General features: G+C 61.1%; 11 protein-coding genes and 1 pseudogene. 5 read left to right on the forward strand and 7 right to left on the reverse strand.

Translation table 11 applies throughout. From position 1 onward, the window contains the following. Positions 1 to 13: 13 nt before the first annotated feature. Genes atuC through ACYZTU_RS09695 form a run of 3 tightly spaced genes read right to left on the reverse strand, consistent with a single transcriptional unit; the run spans position 14 to position 4,318 of the window. Complete coding sequence (gene atuC / locus ACYZTU_RS09685) at positions 14 to 1,630, reverse strand: geranyl-CoA carboxylase subunit beta (RefSeq protein WP_461969708.1); 1,617 nt, start codon at positions 1,628 to 1,630, stop codon at positions 14 to 16. Positions 1,631 to 1,633: 3 nt separating this feature from the next. Then, the gene (locus ACYZTU_RS09690; protein ID WP_461969710.1) at positions 1,634 to 2,503 is read right to left on the reverse strand and encodes an SDR family oxidoreductase; all 870 of its coding nucleotides are present in this window, start codon (positions 2,501 to 2,503) and stop codon (positions 1,634 to 1,636) included. A 12-nt stretch (positions 2,504 to 2,515) separates the two neighbouring features. Then, complete coding sequence (locus ACYZTU_RS09695) at positions 2,516 to 4,318, reverse strand: acyclic terpene utilization AtuA family protein (RefSeq protein ID WP_461969712.1); 1,803 nt, start codon at positions 4,316 to 4,318, stop codon at positions 2,516 to 2,518. Between the two features lie 178 nt (positions 4,319 to 4,496). Between ACYZTU_RS09695 and ACYZTU_RS09700 the strand changes: the two genes are divergently transcribed. The 4 genes and pseudogenes from ACYZTU_RS09700 to ACYZTU_RS09715 all read left to right on the forward strand — a co-directional run bounded on the left by ACYZTU_RS09700 (position 4,497) and on the right by ACYZTU_RS09715 (position 8,543). Continuing rightward, positions 4,497 to 5,123, forward strand: a complete 627-nt coding sequence (locus ACYZTU_RS09700; RefSeq protein ID WP_461969714.1) for a TetR/AcrR family transcriptional regulator — start codon at positions 4,497 to 4,499, stop codon at positions 5,121 to 5,123. A gap of 91 nt (positions 5,124 to 5,214) precedes the next feature. Further along, positions 5,215 to 6,009: a substrate-binding periplasmic protein gene (locus ACYZTU_RS09705; protein ID WP_461969716.1), complete on the forward strand. Its 795-nt coding sequence runs from the start codon at positions 5,215 to 5,217 to the stop codon at positions 6,007 to 6,009. Positions 6,010 to 6,109: 100 nt separating this feature from the next. Further along, the gene (locus tag ACYZTU_RS09710; protein WP_461969718.1) at positions 6,110 to 7,123 is read left to right on the forward strand and encodes a GNAT family N-acetyltransferase; all 1,014 of its coding nucleotides are present in this window, start codon (positions 6,110 to 6,112) and stop codon (positions 7,121 to 7,123) included. A gap of 108 nt (positions 7,124 to 7,231) precedes the next feature. Next, positions 7,232 to 8,543: pseudogene (locus ACYZTU_RS09715) on the forward strand (IS4 family transposase). Between the two features lie 46 nt (positions 8,544 to 8,589). Here ACYZTU_RS09715 and ACYZTU_RS09720 read toward each other — a convergent pair. Next, the gene (locus tag ACYZTU_RS09720; protein ID WP_282380058.1) at positions 8,590 to 9,138 is read right to left on the reverse strand and encodes an RNA polymerase factor sigma-70; all 549 of its coding nucleotides are present in this window, start codon (positions 9,136 to 9,138) and stop codon (positions 8,590 to 8,592) included. A 397-nt stretch (positions 9,139 to 9,535) separates the two neighbouring features. Here ACYZTU_RS09720 and ACYZTU_RS09725 point away from each other — a divergent pair, with 397 nt between their 5' ends. Further along, positions 9,536 to 22,519 (forward strand): non-ribosomal peptide synthetase, encoded by a 12,984-nt coding sequence (locus ACYZTU_RS09725; protein WP_461969720.1) that lies wholly within the window; start codon positions 9,536 to 9,538, stop codon positions 22,517 to 22,519. A 126-nt stretch (positions 22,520 to 22,645) separates the two neighbouring features. On the opposite strand, the gene dsbG is transcribed toward ACYZTU_RS09725, so the two are convergent. From dsbG to dsbD, 3 genes are read right to left on the reverse strand one after another with little or no spacing between them, the layout of a single operon-like run. Beyond that, positions 22,646 to 23,416 (reverse strand): thiol:disulfide interchange protein DsbG, encoded by a 771-nt coding sequence (gene dsbG, locus ACYZTU_RS09730; protein ID WP_461969722.1) that lies wholly within the window; start codon positions 23,414 to 23,416, stop codon positions 22,646 to 22,648. Further along, a complete protein-coding gene (locus ACYZTU_RS09735) occupies positions 23,392 to 24,258 on the reverse strand; it encodes a TlpA family protein disulfide reductase (protein WP_461969724.1) in 867 nt (288 codons plus the stop codon). The genes dsbG and ACYZTU_RS09735 overlap by 25 nt, the downstream gene beginning before the upstream one ends. Continuing rightward, positions 24,258 to 25,994 carry a protein-disulfide reductase DsbD gene (gene dsbD / locus ACYZTU_RS09740; protein WP_461969725.1) on the reverse strand — a complete coding sequence of 579 codons (1,737 nt, stop codon included), beginning with the start codon at positions 25,992 to 25,994 and terminating at the stop codon, positions 24,258 to 24,260. Before dsbD ends, ACYZTU_RS09735 begins: the two co-directional genes overlap by 1 nt. Between the last annotated feature and the right edge of the window lie 59 nt (positions 25,995 to 26,053).

Below are 26,053 nucleotides of genomic sequence, written 5' to 3' on the forward strand. Positions count from 1 at the left end.
TCTCCTGAACGCCCTAGAAGCGGGCTACACCAAAACTGTTGGATTGCAGCGGCCGCACTTCAGCCTCATGACAGATATCCAGCAAGTACCCAAGCAAGGTCCGGGTATCGCGAGGGTCGATCAACCCGTCATCCCACAAACTGGCGCTGCCATACAGCGCGGTGGACTGGCTGTCGAGTTTCTGCGCGGTAACCTGTTCCAGCATGTCGAGCATTTTCGGGTCGGGCACCAGGCCGTCCTTGGCCTGTTTGGCCTCGGTGACGATCCGCAACACTTTACCGGCCTGGGCGCCGCCCATCACCGCCGTGCGGCTGTTGGGCCAGGCAAAGATGAAGCGCGGGTCGAGGCCGCGGCCACACATCGCATAGTTGCCGGCGCCGTAGGAACCGCCGACGACGAGGGTCAGTTTAGGCACCCGGGCGTTGGCCACCGCTTGAATCATCTTCGCGCCGTGTTTGATCACGCCTTGCTGCTCCGACTCGGTGCCAACCATGAACCCTGTGGTGTTGTGGAAAAACAGCAGCGGCGTCTGGCTCTGGTCGCAGAGCTGAATGAACTGCGCCGCCTTGCTCGCACCCTTGGGGGTGATCGGCCCGTTGTTGCCGATGAACCCGCAGGCGCGGCCTTGAATCTGCAAATGGCCGCAGACAGTTTGCTGATCGAACTCGCCCTTGAATTCGAGAAAGTTCGAGCCGTCGGCAATTCGCGCGATGATCTCGCGCACGTCGTAAGGTTTTTTCGGATCGTCAGGAATCAGTCCGAGCACTTCTTCGATGGGGTAGAGCGGTTCTTCCCAGTGCCGCGCAGGCGCTAAAGGTAACCGGGCATTCCACGGCAGCAGGCTGACAATCTCGCGCACCTGCCGCACGCCATCGGCATCGCTCTCGGCCAGGTATTCAGCGGTGCCGGCGATTTGCGCGTGCATCTCGGCGCCGCCCAGTGCTTCATCGGTGGCGACTTCGCCGGTGGCAGCCTTGAGCAGTGGCGGGCCGGCAAGAAACAGCTTGGCCTTGCCACGCACCACCACTACATAATCCGAGAGCCCCGGCTGATAAGCGCCGCCGGCCGTGGCCGAACCATGAACCACCGTGATTTGCGGTAACCCCATGGCGGACATCCGCGCCTGATTGGCAAAGCTGCGGGCACCTTCGACGAAAATCTCCGCTGCGTAATTGAGGTTCGCGCCGCCGCTTTCGGCCAGGGTAATGACTGGCAGTTTGTTCTCCATGGCGATCTGTTGCAGGCGCAGGGATTTTTTCAAACCGCTGGGGGAAATGGTCCCGCCCTTGATCGCACTGTTGTTCGCTACCACCAGAACCCGAACGCCGGACACGTAACCGATCCCGGCGATCAAACCGCCGCCAGCCGAACTGCCGTCCTTGTCGTCATGCAGTTTATAGCCGGTCAGGCTGGCCAGTTCGAGGAAGGGTGCGCCAGGGTCCAGCAGCAGATTGAGGCGTTCGCGGGGCAACAATTGGCCGCGCTTGTCGAACCTGGGTTTGGCTTCGGCAGCCTTGTTCAGCAGGTTCTGTTCGAGCTGGCGGACGTGCTCGATGCCGACCAGCATCGCCGCTCGATTGAGCGCGAACTGCTCGCCGAACGGGTCCACTTGCGACTGAATCACCGGCATGACTTATTCCTTGTCCTTGAGCACGTCAGGGAGGTAGGCACGGTGAAAACCGTTATATGACTCGCTGATCTGCGCCTTGTGTATCGGCCAGGCGCGCCCGCCCAGGCTGGCGGCGCCGTCGATGCGCAAGGTGCTGCCGCTGACAAATGCCGCTGCCGGGCTGAGCAGGAAAACGATCGCCGCGCTGACTTCCGATTCGGTGCCGATGCGTTTGAGCGGCACGTGCTCGCACAACGTCGGGATCACCGCTTTGAACGCGCCTTCGTAGGTGTCCATGCCGCTGGACGCGATCCAGCCCGGCGCCACCGCGTTGACCCGCACCCCGGCATAACCCCATTCGAACGCGGCGGTCTTGGTGAGATTGTCCATGCCCGAACGCGCTGCGCCCGAGTGCCCCATGCCGGGCATGCCGCCCCACATGTCGGCGAGCATATTGACGATGGCGCCGCCGTGCGTGCTCATGGACTGGTTGAACACTTCCCGGGCCATCAGGAAGCCGCCCATCAGGTTGGTGCGCAACACTGTTTCGAAACCTTTTTGATTGATCGACGCCAACGGCGCCGGGTACTGCCCGCCGGCATTGTTGACCAGTCCGTGAATCGGTCCGTGCTTGCGGATCAACTCGCTGACCACATACTTGACCGCTTCTTCCTCACGAATATCGCAGGCCATCCAATCCACCTTGCCGCCATCTTCGGCAATCTCGGCGGCGACGTTTTTCAGCTTGTCGACCTTGCGTCCGAGCAGCAGCACATGGGCGCCGAGGGCCGCCAGTTCGTGAGCGGTGCAACGGCCGATGCCGCTGCCGCCACCGGTGACGATGATGGTTTGGCCTGCAAACAAATCGGCTTTGAAAATCGAATCGTATGCCATGGCGACAGTCCTCTAGTTGACTTGGTCGGCGATGCGTTTAGGCACCGGTATCTGGATTTCCAGCAGTTGCTGGGCGAAGGCTTTGCCTTGCGGATCGATCCGCAGGCTGGCCACACCACCGCCTCCAAGGGCGTTCTCCAGCAGAAAATTAAGGCTGTGGGTGCCCGGCAGGTACCAGCGTTCGACACGGCCGTGGATCGGGTCGAGGACATGACTCATCCAGTCGACGATCACTTCTGGCGTCAAGGTTTCGGCAATCCACGGCAGGTACTCCGGCTCGCGGGCCATGACGCCGATGTTGCTGTGGTTGCCCTTGTCACCGGAGCGTGCCACGGCGAGTTTGACCAGGGCCACGCTGGCATCGGCCCGGTCTGAGGGTTTCGGTGGGGCGCACGCCACGGGCAGGTCGGCGGTGTCGAGTACATCAACGGCGGGCAGGGCGCATGGGTGGCGCTGGCCCTTGAGATCAATTTCCAGCGTGCAGGCGGTTTTGTCGATAAGGAACGAGAACAGCCGGATCAGCGGATACACCGTCGGCCGTCCACCGACAATCCCGGTCAGTCCCGGCGCCATGCCGGTGGCGGCCTGGGCGATTTCCCGGGAGAACACAATCAACGCCTGTTTACCCGGATGGCGCACCGCCAGTTTGATCACCACTTCGCGGCTGTCATGGCGCTGACCGTGGGGGCCGTAAGTGGCTTCGCTGCCGAGCAGTTCGATGTTCACTTCGCTGTAGGGTGGCCAGCCACGCTGGCTGAAGATTTCCGACGTCTTGTTGATGATGGCTTCGCTGACTCGACGCGCCTTGTCGACTGCATCGATCCCGGCGATCAGGCAACTGGCGGTGCAGCGGAAACCGTCCGGGTAAGTCGCGCTGACCTTGTACTGATCGGTCGGCGGCAAGCCTTTTGCGCCGTGCACCTGAACCGCATGTTTGCCTTGTTGCACGAGTTTGACTTCAGTGAAATCGCAGACCACGTCCGGCAGCAGATACGCCTGCGGGTCGCCGATTTCATACAGCATCTGCTCGCCGACCGTCAGCGGTGTAACCAGTCCGCCCGAGCCTTCGGGTTTGCTGACGATGAACTGGCTGTCGGCGCTGACTTCGACGATGGGGAAGCCGATGTGTTCGTAGTCGGGCACCTCGCGCCAATCGGTGAAGTTGCCGCCGGTGCACTGGGCGCCGCATTCGATGATGTGCCCGGCCAATGCGGCCTGGGCGAGTTTGTCGTAGTCGTGCCAGGACCAATCGAATTCATGCACCAATGCAGCGCTGACCACCGCGCTGTCGACCACACGCCCGGTGATCACAATGTCGGCGCCCAGGCGCAGGGCTTCGACGATGCCCGGTGCGCCGAGGTAGGCGTTGGTCGAGACGCACATCGGCGGCAGGGGCGCGCCGCTGAACATTTCATGGATACCGCTGCTGCCCAGCTGCTTGAGCTGCGGCTGCAGGTCATCGCCCAGCAGCACGGCGATTTTCAACGCCACCCCGGCCTTGTCGCAGGCAGCGATCAGGGCGGCGGCGCAAGCCTGTGGATTGACTCCGCCTGCGTTACTGATGACGCGGATTTTCTGTTCGGCGAGTTGACCCAGCAGCGGGCTGAGGACTTCAATGAAGTCGTTGGCGTAACCGGCCTGAGGATCTTTCATCCGCGCGCCGGCCATGATCGACATCGTAATCTCCGCCAGATAATCGAAGACCAGATAGTCCAGACGCCCACCTTCCACCAGTTGCGCGGCAGCGGTCGAGGTGTCGCCCCAGAAGGCGCTGGCGCAACCGATGCGAATTGTTTTGGGCCCAGTCAATTCCATAGTCACCTCCGATAGAAGTGCATCGAGACTACCAAGCAAGCGCTTGGTTTGTAAACGCCTTAACTATCTTCTTCCCAAGCGCTTGCTTGGGCGCCCCGGCCAGCTTAAATTGCCCGCGCAACCCCGCTGTTTTAGCGGTGAGCGGCGTATTTGATTGATCGACTGTAGGAGAGATCGGGTGGACGAGCAAAAAGCCCTGAGGGTGATGCGCGAATTGGTCGACAGCGGCCAATTGACCGACCCGGACAGCGCCCGCGGCAAACTGCTGCAAGTGGCGGCTCACCTGTTCCGCAACAAAGGTTTTGAGCGCACCACCGTGCGCGATCTGGCCGGCGCCGTGGGCATTCAGTCGGGCAGTATTTTTCATCACTTCAAAAGCAAGGACGAGATCCTGCGGGCGGTGATGGAGGAAACCATTCGCTACAACACCGCGTTAATGCGCGCAGCCCTGGCAGAAGCCGACAGTGTGCGTGAGCGAGTGCTGGCGCTGATTCGTTGTGAATTGCAGTCGATCATGGGCGGCAGCGGCGAGGCCATGGCGGTGTTGGTCTATGAATGGCGTTCGCTGTCCGAAGACGGGCAGGCGCAAGTGCTGGCGCTGCGTGACATTTATGAAGACCTTTGGCTACAGGTGCTGGGCGAGGCCAAGGACGCCGGTTTTATTCGCGGGGACGTGTTCATCACCCGCCGCTTTCTGACGGGGGCGTTGTCCTGGACCACCACCTGGTTTCGCGCCGGTGGCAGCATGAACCTCGATCAATTGGCCGATGAGGCGTTGATTCTGGTGCTGGAAGAGAAACAATAGCTTTCCAAGACAGAAGGAAACTGGCTAAGTGGCCGAAACCACCTAGCTTGAATGGATTGATGCGTATTTTCTCGGGGAGTAGGTTGTTTTGATGTCTTCTCCAATTCGGACGGCTTCGCGGCTTTTACTGGCGACGCTCGCGGTGTTATGCGCGGTTCCGTCCCAAGCAGCACAGCTGGTGCGGGTCGGTGCCGCACATTTTCCTCCTTATACCGTGCGCCCGGAGTCCGGTGCCGACACCGGTCTGCTGCCGCAACTGGTCGAAGCCTTGAACCAGTTGCAAACCGATTACCAGTTCGTGCTGGTGCCCACTTCCATTCCCCGGCGTTTCGGTGATTTCAAACAAGGTCGGGTGGACATGGCGATTTTCGAGAACCCGGATTGGGGCTGGAAGGACATTCCTCACACCACCGTTGACATGGGTCTGGAAGACGCCGAGATTTTTGTCGCGCAGCGCGAACCTGATCGTCGCGAGAGTTACTTTGCCGACCTCACCGGCAAGCGTCTGGCGCTGTTCAGTGGTTATCACTACGAATTCGCCAACTTCAATGCCGATCCAAAATTCCTCGCGCAGAACTACAACGCCACGCTGACGTATTCCCATGACAGTAACCTGTTGATGGTGCTGCGCGGGCGTGCCGACGTTGCCTTGGTGACACGCTCGTACCTGAGCGATTACCTGCTGCGCAGCAAGGAAGTCGCTGATCAATTGCTGGTGTCCCAGCGTATCGATCAGGTTTATCACCACTACGCCATCCTCCGTCCGGCCGCACCCATCAGCGGCGTGGCGTTCGGCAAGTTGCTGCAAGGGTTGCGGGACAATGGCCAGATGCTGAAGATTTTCGATCCCTACAAGATCGCCGTGGTGCCGGCCCCGGGTAACTGAGATCGCGCCACAGGTCGCGCATTTGCCGGCTTCTCTTAAATTTCCCGCACTGGCTCACGTCACATCGTTGAACTGTCGACGATTAACGTGAGCCCCACCCATGTCCAATCTGAATCACCTGACGGCCCTGGCCTTGCCGACAGGAAGCCGTCTTGTAGCTGATGAAACCGAAAGCCGCCTGTGTCTCAGCCTTGAAGGGCAGCCGCTGATCGAGTTGCGCCTGACTCGCGAGCCCGAGTTGCAGGTGCAGGTCGAGGCACGCTTCGACCACGCCGACAGTCAAGCCATCTGGGCTGCCTGTTATTGGCTGTTTGTCCGTGACACGGCCTGCCTGCGCCTGACCTGGCAACTCGATGTAGCCCCCACCGAAGCATTGCTCAGCGGGTTGCTGATCCCGACCGACATCGTCGGCCAGTATCGCTGTGAGCGAACACTGTTCTGGCAATTGCCTCAGCCTTGGCTGGGTGTGTCGCTGACATCGAATTATCCACAGCAAATGATCATCAGTGGCGGCAAGCGTCATCCGCTGCGCCCGATGAAACCGCGCGGTGAAGTCTATCGGCGTTTTGATGCGCGCCTCGGTGCCTGGATTTCCCTGCGCACGGTGGACATTGACCTGGACCTGGCGCGTTTCAATCGTTGGCAGAACAGTCCGCGAGTGGCAAGTTTCTGGCAGGAGGAGGGCAGTCTCGACCAGCATCGCGAGTACCTGAACAAACTTGAAGCCGATCCCCACACCCTGACGTTGATCGGTTGTTTCGATGATCAGCCGTTCGCCTACTTTGAAGCCTATTGGGCCAAAGAAGATCGCATTGCGCCGTTCTATGACGTCGGCGATTACGACCGCGGTATTCACATGCTGGTGGGTGAAGAAAATCACCGTGGCCCGCACAAGGTGGCGAGCTGGTTATCGGCGTTGACGCATTACCTGTTTCTCGACGATCCACGCACTCAGCAGGTGGTTGCCGAGCCTCGCGCCGACAACGCGAAGATGATCGGGCATATGCAGAACCAGGGTTTTCACTGCCAGAAAGAGTTCGACTTCCCGCACAAGCGCGCGGCTTTGATGGTGTTGGGGCGTGAGCGGTTTTTTGATCGGTGTGCGTTGGCTTGATACAAAAAAACGCAGCCTTGGGCTAATGCCGATCAGTTAAGCCCTTTCGCTTGACCTTTGGCCGCAAGAAATCAAAATCCGATGCCTGTACTGGCATCGGATTTTTTTATGCGTCTCGCTCGGGCACTGGAACTGACCCATAACATCGTCTCCACTCCAAACTCAATCGAGGGATTGGATTCCTTGCTCGACCCTTCTTTGGTCGAGCAAGCACTTGAACAGGCAGGCGTAGCGACCCTGCGCAAGCGGCGCTTGCCGTTGGAAATGATGCTTTGGTGCGTGATCTCCATGGCATTCTTTCGGCGCATGTCGGCGTGGGATGTAGTCAGCCGCATGAATATCATGCTGCCGGGCCAGCGCCGTGGTTCAAGCCCGTCAGAGATTGGGCAGCGAGGCTGTACGACAAGTCTTCCATCTGACTCAGAAAAGTTGGCATGAAGCGGCTTCTCATCCAACTTGGGCCGGTTTGCGTTTACTGGGGGTCGATGGCGTTGTCTGGCGAACGCCCGATACGCTGGAAAACCGTGCGCGTTACGACTCCGCCAGCAACCAGCATGGCGACACTGGTTTTCCTCAGGTGCGCATGGTCTGCCAAATGGAGTTGACCAGCCATTTGCTGATCGGTAGTGCGTTTGACGGCTATCGCAGCAACGAGATGAAACTGGCGGAGCAGTTGATCGAAACCACCCCTGATCACTCGCTGACGCTGTTTGATCGTGGTTTTTATTCCTTGGGTTTACTGCATCAATGGCAGCAGGCAGGGATCGAGCGTCACTGGCTGATGCCGCTGAAAAAAGGCTCGCAGTACGAAGTGCTTCAGCGTTTGGGGCGCCAGGATGCGGTTGTCTCATTAAGCACTTCACCGCAGGCCCGCAAGCAATGGCCGGGGCTGCCGGAGCGCCTGACCGCGCGGCTCCTGAGCAAAACCGTCAAGGGCAAGGTGTGTCAGATCCTGACGTCGATGGCCGATCCGCTGCGCTTTCCGCCCGACGAAATCGTCGACCTGTACAGCCAGCGATGGGAGATCGAATTAGGATTTCGGGAGATGAAACAGACTTTGCTCAACAGCAGTTACACGCTGCGCAGCAAGACGCCCGAGATGATCGAGCAGGAGCTGTGGGGAGTGCTGCTGGGCTACAACTTGTTGCGCTATCAGATGGTGGAAATGAGTCGTCACTGTCCAGGAATTTACCCATGCGAAATGAGCTTTAGCGCGTGCACCTGGGCGATTCTCGGGTTTATCAACAGCGTCTCCGTCGACCGTTCCGGGAACATCCCCAAGTACCTGGCCGAGCTTCATGCCTCAGCCATGCATTACGTCCTGCCTCATCGGCGGGAGGAACGCGTTTATCCCCGGGCTATTAGGCTCAAATCCCCGAAGTATCCGATCAAAAATAAAAATGCCAGTCAGCTTAACTGACTGGCATTAAGCCTTGGGCTGCGTTTTTCCTGCGTGCGCTTGCGTGTCAGCGACGAGCAAAGGTATCCACACGACTGCCCGACACCTTGCGGCAGTGCACCAGCGCATCGCGAATCATGAAGTTCACCAAGGTCGGTGAAACGCCAAGCTCCTTGGCGATGTCCTTTTGCGGCACGCCGTGCAGGCGATACATCTCGAAGGCGTAGCGGGTGCGGCTGGGCAGCTCGGTCAGCGCATCGGCAATGTTTTCCAGGGTCGAGAAGTTGATGTGCGAGGTTTCCGGCGAAGCGCCTTGAATCACCACGTTCAGGCCTTCCTCTTCGGGGCCCGAATACTTCTGCTCCAGCGCCTGTTTGCGGTAGTGATCGATCGCCAGGTTGCGCACGATCTGGAACAGGTAGCTGAGCTGAGCCTTGAACGAGGACGTGATCTGCGGCGCTGATTGCAGCCGGAAGAACGCATCCTGCACGACGTCTTCAGCACGCGACCGGCAACCGGTAATGCGGGCTGCAATCTTGACCAGAATCAGTCGATTGTCGACGAATGCCTGAAGTAGCGGTGAATCGCACCTGCCTGTGGACATTTGTTCCGTCATGGAAATCACCTTGCTGCCAATAGGTTAGTGGGACGGCAAGCGGGGCTGAGCCGTCCTACACATCGAGCGACAAATTATTCTCAATGATAATGATTGTCAAATGAGAAAGAGAACTAATGCTCGGCAAAGATGCAGAGTGAGAACTGCGACACGCTGACGCGCCCGCTTGCGGCGCCCGCTTGCCGCACCGTAGCCCCATTGGCGATCTGGCCTTCGACTAATTAATTCAAGACGTTAACCGTTCTCATTGGTGAAGGGTTCCGGGTAGCAGATGCGGCCTAAAACAGCATTCCCAAGCCTTGCGCGGTCGGCGAAGACCGCGTCCTGCACGCCCTCGAAGGGGCGTGACGTCAGAAAACCGATTTCACTTGCAAGCCGAATTCAGGCAGGAAACCTCATGACCGACGCGTTCGAACTCCCCAACACACTGGTCCAAGCCCTTCAGCGCCGAGCAGCCCTGACGCCGGACCGGGTGGCCTTGCGTTTTCTCGCCGAAACCCAGGATCAGGCTGTGGTGCTCAGTTATCGCGAGCTGGATCAGCGGGCGCGGACCATTGCTGGCGCGTTGCAGGCCGAGGCTGCGTTTGGCGATCGCGCGGTGCTGTTGTTTCCCAGCGGCCCGGATTACGTCGCGGCGTTCTTCGGATGCCTGTACGCCGGTGTGATCGCGGTGCCGGCTTATCCGCCGGAGTCGGCTCGTCGTCATCATCAGGAGCGTCTGCTGTCGATCATCAGCGATGCCGAACCGCGTCTGCTGCTGACCAGCGTCAGCCTGCGCGATGCGTTGCAGCAAATTGAGGGTGCGCCGCCATTGCTGTGTGTCGATACGCTCGACAGTGCATTGTCCGAACGTTGGGTGGCGCCGAACCTTGCAGACGACCACATTGCGTTCCTGCAATACACCTCCGGCTCCACCGCGTTGCCTAAAGGGGTGCAAGTCAGCCACGGCAATCTGGTGGCCAATGAACTGCTGATTCGCCACGGCTTCGGCATTGATCTGAATCCTGACGACGTGATCGTCAGCTGGCTGCCGCTGTACCACGATATGGGCCTGATTGGCGGTCTGTTGCAGCCGATTTTCAGCGGCGTGCCGTGCGTGTTGATGTCGCCGGCTTATTTCCTCGGCCGGCCGTTGCGCTGGCTGGAAGCGATCAGCGAGTACGGCGGCACCATCAGCGGCGGACCGGATTTTGCCTATCGGTTGTGCAGCGAGCGGGTCAGCGAGTCGGCCCTGGAGCGCCTCGACCTGAGCGGCTGGCGCGTGGCGTACTCCGGCTCCGAGCCGATTCGCCTCGATACGCTGGAACGCTTCGCCGAGAAGTTCGCGGCCTGCGGTTTCACCCAAGACAGTTTCATGGCGTCCTACGGGTTGGCCGAAGCGACGCTGTTCGTGGCCGGCAGCCCTCGCGGTCAGGGCATTGGCAACCTGCGCGTGGACGATAAAGCCCTGGCACAAAACCGTGCGGAGGCGGGTGACGGCAGCGCGATCATGAGTTGCGGCATCAGTCAGCCGGAGCACGCGGTGCTGATTGTCGATCCGACAGCCCTCAACGAGTTGGCTGACAACGCGGTCGGCGAAGTCTGGGCCGCCGGGCCAAGCATCGCTCACGGCTACTGGCGCAATCCGGAGGCCAGCGACAAAACCTTCGTTCAGCACGCTGGCCGTACCTGGCTGCGCACCGGCGACCTGGGCTTTATGCGCGGCGGTGAACTGTTTATCACCGGGCGCCTGAAAGACATGTTGATCGTCCGTGGTCACAACCTTTATCCACAGGACATTGAGCAAACCATCGAACGCGAAGTGGAGGTGGTGCGCAAAGGTCGGGTCGCCGCTTTCGCCGTCAACATCGAGGGGCAGGAAGGCATCGGCATTGCGGCGGAAATCAGCCGCAGCGTGCAGAAGATCCTCCCGCCCGACGCCCTGATCAAAGCCATCCGCCAAGCCGTGGCCGAGGCGTATCAGGAAGCGCCGAGCGTGGTGCTGCTGCTCAATCCGGGCGCGCTGCCGAAGACCTCGAGCGGCAAACTACAACGCTCGGCATGCCGCAATCGTCTGGGGGACGGCAGCCTCGACAGCTATGCGCTGTTCCCGTCGGCAGACGCCGAAGGTAACTCTGCAACTGAATCAGGTTCCGAACTGCAAACCTTGATCGGCCAGATCTGGTGCGAGCAACTGAGCGTCAAACAGCTCAGCGCCGACGATCACTTCTTCCTGCTGGGCGGCAACTCCATCGCTGCCACTCAGGTGGTCGCGCGTCTGCGCGAAGCACTCGCTCTGGAGCTAAACCTGCGGCTGTTGTTCGAAGCGCCAACCCTCGGCGCGTTCACCGCCGCTGTCGCTCAGCAACAACAGGATGGTGGCCTGGCCCAAGGCTCGATCACCCCGCTGTCGCGCACCGAAGCCATACCGCAATCCCTGGCGCAAAATCGTCTGTGGATTACCTGGCAGCTCGACCCGCAGAGCAGCGCCTACAACATTCCCGGCGCGTTGCGCTTGCGCGGCGAGCTGGATGAAGACGCCTTGCGCGCCAGCTTCCAGCAACTGATTGAGCGTCACGAATCCCTGCGTACTCGGTTCTTCGAGCGTGAAGGTGTGGCGCTGCAACAGGTCGATGCAGCGGGCGAATTCAACCTGCAACTGATCGATATCAGCGACCTGCCGGTTACCGAGCGTGAAGTCCGTGCGCAGCAAATCCGTGAAGACGAAGCCCGTACTCAATTCGATTTGCAGAAAGGCCCGCTGCTGTGGGTGACCCTGGTGCGCCTGGATGAAGAGGACCATCAACTGTTGGTGACGATGCATCACATCATTGCCGACGGTTGGTCGCTGAACGTGCTGATCGACGAGTTCTCGCGCCTGTACGCCGCAGCGTCCCAAGGACAAACAGCGACGCTCGCGGCATTGCACACGCAATACGCCGACTACGGCAGCTGGCAGCGCCAATGGCTGGCGCAAGGGGAGGGCGAGCGTCAGCTTGCTTACTGGAAAACGCAATTGGGCGATGAGCATCCAACCCTGAGCCTGGCCACCGACCATCCGCGCTCGGCGCAACACACTTACCGTGCTGCCCGCCATTGCGTGAAGCTGGGCGCGACCCTGAGCGAAGCCATTCGCCAGACCGCCCAGGCCCATGAATCCACCTCGTTCATGCTGTTGCTCGCCGCGTTCCAGAGCCTGCTGCACCGCTACAGCGGCCAACGCGACATCCGCATCGGCGTGCCGAACGCCAACCGTCCGCGCCTGGAAACCCAAGGGTTGATCGGCTTCTTCATCAACACCCAGGTGCTGCGCGCCGAATTGGATTCGCAGCTGCCATTTGTGGCGTTGCTGGCGCACACCCGTCAGGCCGCGTTGGGCGCACAAGCGCATCAGGACCTGCCGTTCGAACAATTGCTCGAAGCCTTCCCGCAAGCCCGCGAACAAGGTTTGTTCCAAGTCATGTTTAACCACCAGCAGCGCGATTTGAGCGCACTGCGTCGCCTGCCTGGTTTGCTGGCCGAAGAGCTGCCGTGGCACAGCCGCGAAGCCAAGTTCGACCTGCAGTTGCACAGCGAGGAAGACCGTAATGGTCGCCTCAGTCTGTCCTTCGACTACGCCAGCGAACTGTTCGAGACCGCGACCATCGAGCGTCTGGCCGAGCATTTCAGCAACCTGCTGCGAGCGATCTGCGAGCAACCGAAAACCACGATCGGGGACCTGCAACTGCTGAACCCGTCCGAGCTCGATCAGCAAACTTTGTGGAGCGCCGCACCGTGTACGCCGGCCAGCGTTTGGCTGCCCGAGTTGCTCAATGAACAGGCTCGCCTGACCCCTGAGCGCACCGCCCTGATGTGGGACGACGGCAGCCTGAACTTCGCCGAACTGCACACCCAATCCAACCGCCTGGCCCATTACCTGCGCGACAAAGGCGTCGGTCCGGATGTCTGCGTGGCCATCGCCGCCGAGCGTTCGCCGCAGTTGCTGATTGGCCTGCTGGCGATCATCAAGGCCGGTGGCGCCTACGTGCCACTGGATCCGGATTACCCGGCCGAACGTCTGGCCTACATGCTCAGCGACAGCGGCGTCGAATTGCTGCTGACCCAAACCGAGCTGCTTGACCGCCTGCCAGCCGCCGACGGCGTCAGCGTGATCGCCATGGACGCCTTGCATCTGGAGAACTGGCCGAGCCAAACGCCGGGCCTGCATTTGCACGGCGACAACCTGGCCTACGTGATTTACACCTCAGGTTCCACCGGCCAGCCGAAGGGCGTCGGCAACACCCACGCAGCCCTCGCCGAGCGCCTGCAATGGATGCAGAACACTTATCGTTTGAACGACACCGACGTGCTGATGCAAAAGGCGCCGATCAGTTTCGACGTGTCGGTGTGGGAGTGCTTCTGGCCGCTGATTACAGGTGCACGCTTGCTCATCGCCGGGTCAGGTGAACACCGCGATCCGCACCGCATCGCGCAGCTTGTCCAACAGTACAGCGTGACCACGCTGCACTTCGTACCGCCGCTGTTGGCGCTGTTCATCGACGAACCGCTCACCGCCGAATGCACCAGCCTGCGTCGGGTATTCTCCGGTGGCGAAGCCTTGCCCGCCGAACTGCGCAACCGCGTGCTGGAACAACTGCCCGCCGTGCAATTGCACAACCGCTACGGCCCGACCGAGACCGCGATCAACGTCACCCATTGGCACTGCACAACAGCCGATGGCGAACGCGCACCGATTGGTCGCCCGTTGGGCAATGTGCTGTGCCGCGTACTCGATGAGGCACTCAATCCCGTTCCGGCCGGTGTACCGGGCGAACTGTGCATCAGTGGCATCGGTTTGGCGCGCGGCTATTTGGGTCGTCCAGGCCTGACCGCCGAACGCTTCGTCGTCGATCCGCTGGGCGAGCAGGGCGCGCGTTTGTACCGCACCGGTGACCGTGCCCGCTGGACCGCCGACGGCGTGATTGAATACCTCGGCCGTCTCGATCAGCAGGTCAAACTGCGCGGCTTCCGTGTCGAACCGCAAGAAATCGAAGCACGATTGCTGGCTCAGGACGGCGTCGTTCAAGCCGTGGTGCTGGTGCGCGAAACGGCGGCCGGCGCACAGTTGATCGGTTACTACACCGCCACTGAAACCAGCGAAACCGAAGACGCTCAAACCGCCCGCCTGACAATAGCGCTGGCCGCTGAGTTGCCGGAGTACATGGTCCCGGCGCAACTGATGCGTCTGGACGAAATGCCCCTGAGCCCCAGCGGCAAACTTGATCGTCGCGCCTTGCCGGAACCGCAATGGCAAGTGCGCGAACATGTCGAACCGGTCACCGCGCTGGAACAACACATCGCCGGTATCTGGCGTGAAGTATTAGGCCTGGCGCAAATCGGTCTGCGCGACGACTTTTTCGCCCTCGGCGGCCATTCCTTGCCGGCCACGCAAATCATCTCCCGCACCCGTCAGGCCTGCGACGTCGAGTTGCCGCTGCGCACGCTGTTCGAAAACAGTGAGCTGGGCGCGTTTGCTGAACAGGTTCAATTGATTCAGGCCAGCGGCAACACCAACCAGCAGCCGCCGATCGAGAAAGTCGACCGCAGCCAACAGGTGCCGTTGTCCTATTCCCAGCAGCGCATGTGGTTCCTCTGGCAGATGGAACCGGACAGCCCGGCCTATAACGTCGGCGGCATGGCGCGGCTGCGCGGGGTGCTTGATGTCGGGCGCTTTGAAGCCGCGCTGCAAGCATTGATCATGCGTCACGAAACCTTGCGCACCACGTTCCCGAGCATCGACGGCGTGGCCCAGCAAAGGGTTCACCCGGACACCGGCATGCGCATGGACTGGAAGGACTTCTCCGCGCTCGACGCTGATAGCCGCGAACAGCGCGTCCAGCAACTGGCCGACGACGAGGCGCATAAACCCTTCGATCTGGACACCGGACCCCTGCTGCGCGCCTGCATGGTCAAGACCGCCGAGCAGGAACACTACCTGGTGCTGACCCTGCACCACATCGTCACCGAAGGCTGGGCGATGGACATCTTCGCTCGGGAACTGAGCGCGCTGTACGAGGCGTTTGTCGATGACCGCGATTCGCCGCTGCAACCGCTACCGGTGCAATACCTGGATTACAGCGTTTGGCAGCGTCAGTGGCTGGAGTCCGGCGAACGTCAGCGCCAACTCGATTACTGGACCACGCAACTGGGGCGTGAACATCCGCTGCTGGAATTGCCCGCCGACCGTCCACGTCCGCCCGTGCAAAGTCATCGGGGTGAACTGTTCCGTTTCGACCTGAGCGATGATCTTGCCGCACGGGTCCGCGCCTTCAACGCGCAAAACGGTCTGACCCTGTTCATGACCATGACCGCCGCGCTGGCCGTGCTGCTTTACCGCTACAGCGGCCAGACCGATTTGCGCATCGGCGCGCCGGTGGCCAACCGGATTCGTCCGGAAAGTGAAGGGCTGATCGGTGCGTTCCTCAACACCCAGGTGCTGCGTTGCCAGCTCGACGGGCAGATGTCTGTGGGTGAGTTGTTCGAGCAGGTTCGCCACACCGTGATCGAAGGTCAGTCCCATCAAGACTTGCCGTTCGATCACTTGGTGGAAGCTTTGCAACCACCGCGCAGCGCGGCTTACAACCCGTTGTTCCAGGTGATGTGCAACGTTCAGCGCTGGGAATTCCAGCAGAGCCGCACACTGGCCGGCATGACCGTCGAGTACCTCGCCAACGATGCGCGAGCGACCAAGTTCGACCTCAACCTGGAAGTCACCGACCTCGACCATCGCCTGGGTTGCTGCCTGACCTACAGCACCGATCTGTTCGATGAACCACGCATTGCGCGGATGGCCGGGCATTGGCGCAACCTGCTGGAAGGGCTGCTGGCCGATCCGCAACAGCGCCTCAGTGAGCTGCCGTTGCTGGAAGCTGCCGAACAGCAAAACCTGCTCGACAGCCTCAGCGTCGAGCCGGGCGAACATCGACTCGATCAGTGCATTCATCACCTGTTCAGCGAGCAGGCGCTGGCGCGCAAAGATGCACCGGCATTGACGTTCGCCGGGCAAACCCTGAGCTACGCCGAACTCGACAGTCGCGCCAATCGCCTGGCCTGGATGCTCCGCGAGCGTGGCGTTGGGCCGCAGGTTCGGGTCGGTCTGGCGCTTGAGCGGTCGCTGGAAATGGTCGTCGGCCTGCTGGCGATCCTCAAGGCGGGCGGCGCCTACGTGCCTCTGGACCCGGAATACCCGCTGGATCGTTTGCACTACATGATCGAAGACAGCGGCATCGGTTTGCTGCTCAGCGATGCGGCGATGTTCGAAGCGCTCGGCGAACTGCCGCCAACCGTGGCTCGCGGGTGCCTCGAAGAGGACGCCGCCACACTGGCCAATTACCCGGCCACCGAGCTGCCGTTTATCAGCCTGCCACAACACCAGGCGTACCTGATTTACACCTCGGGCTCTACCGGCAAACCAAAAGGCGTGGTGGTGTCCCACGGTGAAATCGCCATGCACTGCCGCGCTGTGATCGAGCGTTTCGGCATGCGCCCGGACGATTGCGAACTGCATTTCTATTCAATCAACTTTGACGCCGCGACCGAGCGTTTGCTGGTGCCGCTGTTGAGTGGGGCGCAAGTCGTTCTGCGTGCGCAAGGCCAGTGGGACGCGGAAGAAATCTGCGGTCTGATTCGCCGTCACAACATCAATATCCTCGGCTTCACCCCAAGCTACGGCAGCCAGTTGGCGCAGTGGCTGGCGACTCAGGGCGAGACATTACCGGTACGGATGTGCATCACCGGCGGTGAAGCCTTGACTGGCGAACACCTGACGCGAATTCGCGCAGCATTCAAGCCGAGTCTGTTTTTCAACGCCTACGGCCCGACCGAAACCGTGGTCATGCCGCTGGCCAGTCTGGCGCCTGAGCAGCTTGAAGAGGGAATGGGCAGCGTGCCGATCGGCAGTGTGATTGGCGCTCGCGTGGCGTATATCCTCGATGCCGATCTGGCGTTGGTGCCGCAAGGAGCGACGGGCGAGTTGTACGTCGGCGGCGCCGGGCTGGCGCAGGGTTATCACCAGCGTCCGGGCATGACGGCCGAGCGGTTTGTCGCCGATCCTTTTGCTGCCAATGGCGGGCGTCTCTACCGCACCGGCGATCGGGTGCGTCAGCGCGCCGATGGTCTGGTGGAGTACCTCGGGCGCATTGACCATCAAGTGAAAATTCGGGGTTTCCGCATTGAACTGGGCGAGATCGAAACCCGTTTGCTGGAGCATGAATCCGTGCGTGAGGCCGTGGTGTTGGCCCTTGATGCACCGAGCGGAAAACAACTCGTCGGCTACCTGGTGACCGACGTTGCCGAGCAGGACGAAATCCAACAAGCCTCACTGCGCGAAGCCCTGAAAAATCACCTCAAATCCCAGTTACCGGATTACATGGTGCCGACGCACTTGATCTTGCTGGCATCCATGCCGCTGACCGCAAACGGCAAGCTCGACCGCCGCGCACTGCCGGCGCCGGATCCGGAGCTGAACCGTCAGCACTACGTGGCGCCGAGCAATGAGCTTGAACTGACGCTGGCCTCGATCTGGTGCGAAGTGCTGAATGTCGAACAAGTGGGCCTCAACGACAACTTCTTCGAACTGGGCGGCGACTCGATTCTGTCGATTCAGGTGGTCAGCCGTGCGCGGCAGCAGGGCATTCACTTCAGCCCGCGTGACCTGTTCCAGCACCAGACGGTACAGACACTGGCCGCCGTGGCGACCCGTACGGAGCAGGTCACGGCCGAGCAAGGTTTGCTGGCCGGCGAATCACGGTTGACGCCGATCCAGCACTGGTTCTTCGACACCGATATCCCTCAGCGCCAACACTGGAACCAGGCACTGCTGCTGGAACCCACAGTGGCGCTGGAACCCCATCGCCTCGAGCAAGCATTGCTGGCGGTGATCGAACAGCACGACGCCTTGCGTTTGCGTTTCACCGAAGTCGCAGGTCAATGGCAGGCCGAGCACCAAGCGGTTTCCGACGCGCCGGTATTGTGGCAAGTGCGCGTTTCGTCCATGGACAAATGCGCGGCACTGTTCGCCGATGCCCAGCGCAGCCTCGATCTCGAAGCGGGGCCGTTGATGCGGGTGCTGCTGGTTGACGGTCCCGAGGGCCAACAGCGGCTGTTCATCGCCATTCACCACCTGGTGGTGGACGGCGTTTCGTGGCGGGTGCTGCTGGACGACCTGCAAACGGTGTATCGCCAACTGGACGCGGGGCACTCGGCAAAACTGCCGGCGAAAACCAGTGCCTTCAAGGACTGGGCCGCACGTTTGCAGGCGTATGCCGGCAGCGAATCCCTGCGTGAAGAACTGAGCTGGTGGCAGTCACAACTGGCCGGTAAAAGCGTCGAGTTGCCGTGTGATCGCCCCGAGGGTGGGCGGCAGAATCGTCATGCACAAACCGTCAGCGTGCGCCTCGACAGCGAGTTCACCCGACAATTGTTGCAGCAAGCGCCGAGTGCCTATCGCACTCAGGTCAACGACTTGCTGCTGACTGCATTGGCTCGCGTTCTGTGCCGCTGGAGCGGTCACGCATCGGCACTGATTCAACTGGAAGGCCACGGCCGCGAAACCCTGTTCGACGAAATCGACATGACTCGCACCGTCGGCTGGTTCACCAGCGCTTATCCGCTGCGGCTGGTGCCAGCGGATGGGCAGGGCGCCTCGATCAAGGCGATCAAGGAACAACTGCGTGCGGTGCCGCACAAAGGTCTGGGTTATGGCGTGTTGCGTTATCTCGCCGATGACTCGAGCCGTCAGAGCATAGCGGCCTTGCCGGTGGCACCGATCACCTTCAATTACCTCGGTCAGTTCGACCAGAGCTTCGGCGCGGATGCCTTGTTCCTGCCTCTCGATGAAGCGGTCGGCGCGGCCCATGATCCTCGCGCGCCGCTGCCCAACGAGCTGAGCGTCGACAGTCAGGTCTATGGCGGTGAGCTGGTGATGCGTTGGACCTTCAGCGCCGAACGCTACGACCCGCAGACCATCACTGAACTGGCAGACGCTTACCTCGGCGAATTGCAGCGCCTGATCGAGCATTGCCTGGGCGACGATGCGGGCGGCCTGACGCCGTCGGACTTCCCGTTGGCGAAACTGACCCAACCGCAACTCGACGCGTTGCCCATTCCGGCGGCCGCCATCGAAGACGTCTACCCGTTGACCCCGATGCAGGAAGGCATGCTGCTGCACACCCTGTTGGAACCGGGCACTGGCCTGTACTACATGCAGGATCGCTACCGCATCAACAGCGAACTCGACCCGCAGCGTTTCGCCCAAGCCTGGCAAGCGGTGATCGCCCGTCACGAAGCCCTGCGCGCGTCGTTCTGCTGGAACGTCGGCGAAGCCATGCTGCAAGTTATCCACAAGCCGGGCAGCACGCCGATCGAGTATCTGGACTGGACTGCAATCGACGACGCCGAGCAGGAGTCGAAACTGCAAGCATTGCTGAAAAGCGAGCGCGAGGCCGGGTTCGATCTGCTCAACCAGGCACCGTTCCACCTGCGACTGATCCGAGTTGGCGCGGCGCGTTACTGGTTCATGATGAGCAACCACCACATCCTGATCGATGCCTGGTGCCGTTCGCTGCTGATGAACGATTTCTTCGAAATCTACACCGCACTGGGCGAAGGTCGAGACGCGCAACTGGCCGTGCCACCGCGCTATCGCGATTACATTGGCTGGCTGCAACGCCAGAGCCTGGCCGAGGCGCGGCAGTGGTGGAAAACCAACCTGCAAGGCTTCGAGCGGACCACACCGATTCCGAGCGACCGGCCGTTCCTGCGTGAACATGCTGGTGAAAGCGGCGGCATGATCGTCGGCGACCGCTACACAAGGCTGGATGCCCGTGACGGTGCGCAACTGCGCGAACTGGCCCAGGCGCATCAACTGACCATCAACACCTTCGCTCAAGCGGCGTGGGCGCTGGTGCTGCGACGTTTGAGCGGCGATCGCGACGTGCTGTTCGGCGTCACGGTGGCCGGGCGGCCGGTGGAAATGCCAGCGATGCAGCGCACTGTCGGGCTGTTCATCAACAGCATCGCGCTGCGAGTGAAGATGCCCGAAGACGATCAGCGTTGCAGCGTTCGTCAATGGCTCAGTGGATTGCTCGACAGCAACATGCAGCTGCGCGAGTACGAATACCTGCCGCTGGTGAGCATTCAGGAAAACAGCGAACTGCCCAAGGGCCAACCGTTGTTTGACAGCCTGTTCGTGTTCGAAAACGCCCCGGTGGAAGTCTCGGTGCTGGACCGTGCGCAGAGCCTCAACGCGACGTCGGATTCGGGCCGAACCCACACCAACTTCCCGCTGACGGCGGTGTGCTATCCGGGCGATGACCTGGGCTTGCACCTGTCTTACGACCAGCGTTATTTCGATGAGTCGACCGTCGAGCGCATGCTCGGCGAGTTCAAGCGGTTGCTGCTGGCGCTGGTCGAAGGTTTCCACGGCGACATGGCCGATCTGCCGCTGCTGGGGGCCGAAGAGCAGGACTTCCTGATCCACGGCTGCAACCAGAGCGAACACGATTACCCGCTGGAGCAGAGCTACGTCGCGTTGTTCGAAGCTCAGGTCGCGCAACATCCACAACGGATTGCCGCGAGTTGCCTCGACAGGCTGCACAGTTACGTCGAGCTGAACCAGCGCAGTAACCGTCTCGGTCATGCGTTGATCGCGGCAGGCGTCGGGCTGGATCAACCGGTGGCGTTGCTCGCGGAACGTAACCTCGATCTGCTGGGCATGATCATCGGCAGCTTCAAGGCGGGAGCCGGTTACCTGCCGCTGGACCCGGGCCTGCCGAGTCAGCGTCTGAGCCGGATCATTGATCTGAGCCGCACGCCGTTGCTGGTTTGCACTGAGGCCTGTCGCGAACAAGCTGTCGCGCTACTGGATGAGTTCAGTTGCGCCAATCGGCCGAAGTTGCTGGTGTGGGAAGAGGTGCAGGCGAGCGATGTTTCGGTGGTCAATCCGGGGGTCTACAGTGGTCCGGACAACCTCGCTTACGTGATCTATACCTCGGGTTCCACCGGTCTGCCGAAGGGCGTGATGGTCGAGCAGCGCGGCATGCTCAATAACCAGTTGAGCAAGGTGCCGTACCTGAATTTGAGCGCCTCCGATGTGATCGCTCAGACCGCCTCGCAAAGTTTCGACATTTCGGTCTGGCAGTTCCTCGCCGCACCGTTGTTCGGCGCGCGGGTGGACATCGTGCCGAACACCATCGCTCATGATCCGCAAGGGGTGCTGGCGCATGTGTCGGCCCAGGGCATCACCGTGCTGGAAAGTGTGCCATCGCTGATTCAGGGCATGCTCGCCCAGGAACGCATGAGGCTCGACGGACTGCGCTGGATGCTGCCGACCGGTGAGGCAATGCCGCCGGAGCTGGCGCACCAGTGGTTGCTGCGCTACCCGCAGATCGGTCTGGTGAATGCTTACGGTCCGGCGGAATGCTCGGATGACGTGGCGTTCTTCCGCGTCGACATGGCGTCGACTCGCGGCAGTTATTTGCCGATCGGTACGCCGACCGACAACAACCGTTTGTACCTGCTAGATGGCGCCTTGGAGTTGGTGCCGTTGGGTGCGGTGGGCGAGTTGTGCGTCGCGGGTACCGGTGTCGGCCGTGGCTACGTCAGTGATCCGTTGCGCACCGCTCAAGTGTTTGTGCCGAACCCGTTTTGTGCGCCCGGTGATCGTTTGTATCGCACCGGTGATCTGGCCCGTCGTCGCAGTGACGGCGTGCTGGAATACGTCGGGCGTATCGACCATCAAGTGAAGATCCGCGGCTACCGCATCGAACTGGGTGAAATCGAGGCGCGTCTGCATGAACAGCCGCAAGTCCGCGAAGCGGCGGTGGGTGTGCAGGAAGGGGTCAACGGCAAGCATCTGGTCGGTTATTTGGTAGCGGCTGATTCTTTGATCAATCCAACCGAGCGACTGGAGCGCGTCAAGCAACGGCTGCGTGCCGAGCTGCCGGAATACATGGTGCCGCTGCATTGGTTGTGGCTCGACCGGATGCCGCTGAATGCCAACGGCAAACTCGACCGCAAGGCCCTGCCGGCGCTGGAAATCGGCCAGTTGCAGAGCCAGGACTATCAGGCGCCGCGCAATGAACTGGAGCAGACCTTGGCTGATATCTGGGCCGAAGTGCTGAAGGTCGAGAAGGTGGGGGGGCGTGACAACTTCTTCGAGCTGGGCGGGCATTCATTGCTGGCGACGCAAATCGCCTCGCGGGTGCAGAAAGCCCTGCAACGTGATGTGCCGCTGCGGGCGATGTTCGAATGCAGCACGGTGGAGGAACTGGCCGAGTACATCGAAGGGCTGGCGGCGAGCGACATTACCGAGGAGAAGGTGGATCGTCTGAATGATCTGATGGCGGAGTTGGAGGGGCTGTAGTTTTCTAGCGTCTGTGCGGGCCCCTTCGCGGGCAAGCCTCGCTCCTACAGTATTGAGTCGTTCGCAACCATTGTGATCGACATAAATCCGTAGGAGCGAGGCTTGCCCGCGAAGGGGCCGGTGAGGTCACTTAGGCCCGAGAATCTTCACCAACTTGTCCGGCGAAGGCGCGCCTTGCTGCTGTTGCAACTCGCCCTTGTCGTCCATGTAGAAAATCGCCGGGGTGGCCTGCAGCTCCAGATCTTCCATCAACTGCATGTTCGCCGCCAGTTTCGCCTGAATCGCCGGAGGTACATTCTTCAGGGCTTTTAGCGAACTGTTCTTGCCGGACTTCTCATGGTCTTCCAGCGCTTTCTGTGGATCCTTGGCGGCCAGCAGCGCAGCCGATTTGCCCGGACTGTCTTCGCGGATGATGCCGACCATAATGTGCCGCAGCTGCACCTTGCCAGCCTTGACCCATGGCCGCGCCTGCTCCCAGAACACGTTGCAATAAGGGCAGTTCGGATCGCTGAACAGGTACACGATCCGCGGTGCATCTTTCTTCCCGTCGCCGATCCAGTTGCTGGTTTCCATCTTGCCCCAGACTTCCTTGGCCATCGGTGCGTAAACCAGCTTCTGCAGCGGCGCGCTGCTCAGGTCGTTGCCGTCGGCGTCGTACAAATTGCCGAGCAACACATGCTTGCCATCCGGAGTCAGGTACAGCGCGATGCCACGGCTCTGGTACTGCGCCGCATAACCCCGCAGACCGTCGGGTGCGTCGAATTGGCCAACGATTTTCGCGCCCTTGGCTTCGATTTTCTTGATCGCTTCGGGCAATTCTTCGGCGGCCTGCACCGACGGTAGATGCAGCAGGGCGGCGCCCAGGGTCAGTGTCAGCAGGTGGCGGAGGCGGGGCATGGCAGTTTCCTTGAAGAGGTGGCCGGTGCGGCAGGATTCGGGGTGTCGAAGTTTTCCAGGGCGCGGGCCAGGCTGGCGTCCGACAGCTCACCCAGATGGCTGCCCAGCAGGCGACCGTCGGGACTATAGAACAGCGTAGTCGGCAACGCCATGGAGCCGACGGCCTGGCCCAAACGGCCACTACCGTCGAACAGCACGTTGGACAGGCTCAGGCCCTGGGTTTCCAGGTAAGTACTGACGCTTTGCATGCTTTCAGCCTGGTTGACGAACAGGAAGGTCAGGTCCGGGCGGTGTTGCTGGGCGTTTTCCAGCACCGGCATTTCCCGCCGACACGGCGGACACCAGGTGGCCCAGAGATTGATCACCAACGGGCCGCCCTTGTAGTCGGCCAATTGCACGGTTTCACCGGCGGCATTGCGCAGGGCAATTTCCGGCAGGCGCGTGCCTTGTTCGTAAATCGTCAGGGAGAAAGTCGCCAGCAGCCAGAACGCCAGGCCACTGGCCACGCCAAAGCCCAAGGGGCGGCGCAAGCCCGGGCGACGCCAGCCTCGATACAACGCGGCGAGCAACAGCACGATCACACCGGGCCAGGCGAGAAAGCCGCCGTCGCGCAGGTCGATGATCTGCCACGGATCGTTGCGGTACTGCGCCCAGTAGGCGATCACAAAGCTGATCCGGGCGACCAGCATGCCCAGCAGGAACAGGCTGAACAGCACCGACTCCGGGTTCTCACCGCCGCGCTTGGCCACCCGCCAGCCGACGAAGGTCGCCAGCGCCAGGGCACTGATCAGCAGCAGGTGATTAAGCGCGATGGCAAAAGTGCCGAGGGTAAAGGTCAGCATTAACGGGCGTCTCGGGTGGTGGACCAGCGTTGCAGGAATGTGTCGGCATCGACCTCACCGGTGATGCGCTGGCTACGACGCTCGATGCCGTCGGCACCGATCCACAGCAGGCTCGGTGGCCCCGGCACTTTATAACGGCCGAGCAGTTCGCGGCTGGCGGCATTGTCAGCGGTGACGTCCAGGCGTAGCAAGCGCACATCTTTCAAGGCTTCCAGTACGTGGGGTTTGCCGAATACCTGTTTTTCCATGACCTTGCACGACACGCACCAGTCGGCATAGTAGTCCAGCAGCACCCACTGGCCTTGAGCCCGTGCCGCGTCGAGTTCCCGTTGCAGTTCGGCGGGGTCCTTGATAGTGGTGAACGCATCATGTCCGACAGGGCTTGCGGCACTGCTTGAGTTTGAGCTGCTGTAAACCTGCAAGGGCTTGAACAGATCATCGCTGCCACCGGCGGCACCCACCATCAGCAGGCTGCCCCACAAACCCAGTAACAATGAGCTGGCACCGAACACATGAGCGGTCCGTCCGAAACCGTCGGATTGGCGCCAGGCGCTGTAGGCGGCGATCACCAGCAGGGCGCCGCACAAGCCGACCCACAGGGATTCATCCAGCACCGGGCGCAGCATCAGCAGGGCAGTGGCGAGGAACAGGAAGCCGAACACTCCCTTGAGCAGGTTCATCCAGGCGCCGGGTTTGGGCACAAAGCGATTGCCGACGGTCACCAGCAGCAGCAGCGGCACACCGATGCCGATGCCCATGGCGAACAGAATCAATCCGCCATGCAGCGCATTGCCGCTTTGAGCGATGTAGAGCAAGGCGCCCGCCAGTGGAGCGGTCATGCACGGGCCCACCAGCAAACCGGACAAGGCACCCAACACACCGGCGCCGAACAGGCTGCCGCCGCGCTGATTGCGCGAGACATGTTCCAGGCGATCACGCACAGCCACCGGCAGTTGCAACTCGAAGAAGCCGAACATTGGCAACGCCAGCAACACAAACACCGCCGCGAAACTGCCCAGCAACCAAGGGTTTTGCAACAACGCCTGCAGATTCGCCCCGAGCAGCGCGGCCAGCACGCCCATCGCCGCATACACCAGCGCCATGCTCACGACGTAGCTGGTCGCCAAGGCGAAGCCGCGCTTGGGCGTGGCACCACTGCCGACGATCAAACCGGCCAGAATCGGCAGCATCGGCAACGAGCAAGGCGTGAAGGCCAGCAACAGCCCCAGACCAAAGAACACCAGTAAGCTCCAGCCCAGCGCCCGTTGTTGTAAGTCGCTGGCCAAGGCTTGATCCGGCGCTTCGTTTGTCGCAGCGGTAGTCGATTTACCGCCGAGATCCACGACCTGAGTGTGCGGCGGATAACACAAGCCTGCATCGGCACAGCCCTGGAAGCCCACCTTGATCTGACCCGTGGCGCCTGCCGGGATCTTCAGTTCCAGGCCTTGGCGATAGACCTGCTGTTCGCCAAAGAACTCATCGCTGTGCGCTTCACCGTCAGGCAATACAGGCTTGTGTTCCGCGGGCAAGCCATCGAATTTCAGGCGTTGCTGGTAGAGGTAATAACCGTCGGCGATCTGCCAATAGAGCTGGGTTTCACCGGAATCAAGGCGTTCGGAGGTGAAGATGAACGCCTTGCCGACGGGAAGAAAGTCGGGTTTGGTCGCGAACGGATCAGTCCCTGCCTGGGCCAGACCCGAGATCAGGAGAACAAAGAATAGAAACAGTCGACGCATGGGTAAGCCTTTGTCCCTGTGCAAGTGAGGTGCACAATGGGCGGCGTCGATTAACCGAT

The sequence above is a fragment of the Pseudomonas sp. HLT2-19-2 genome (assembly GCF_054898005.1).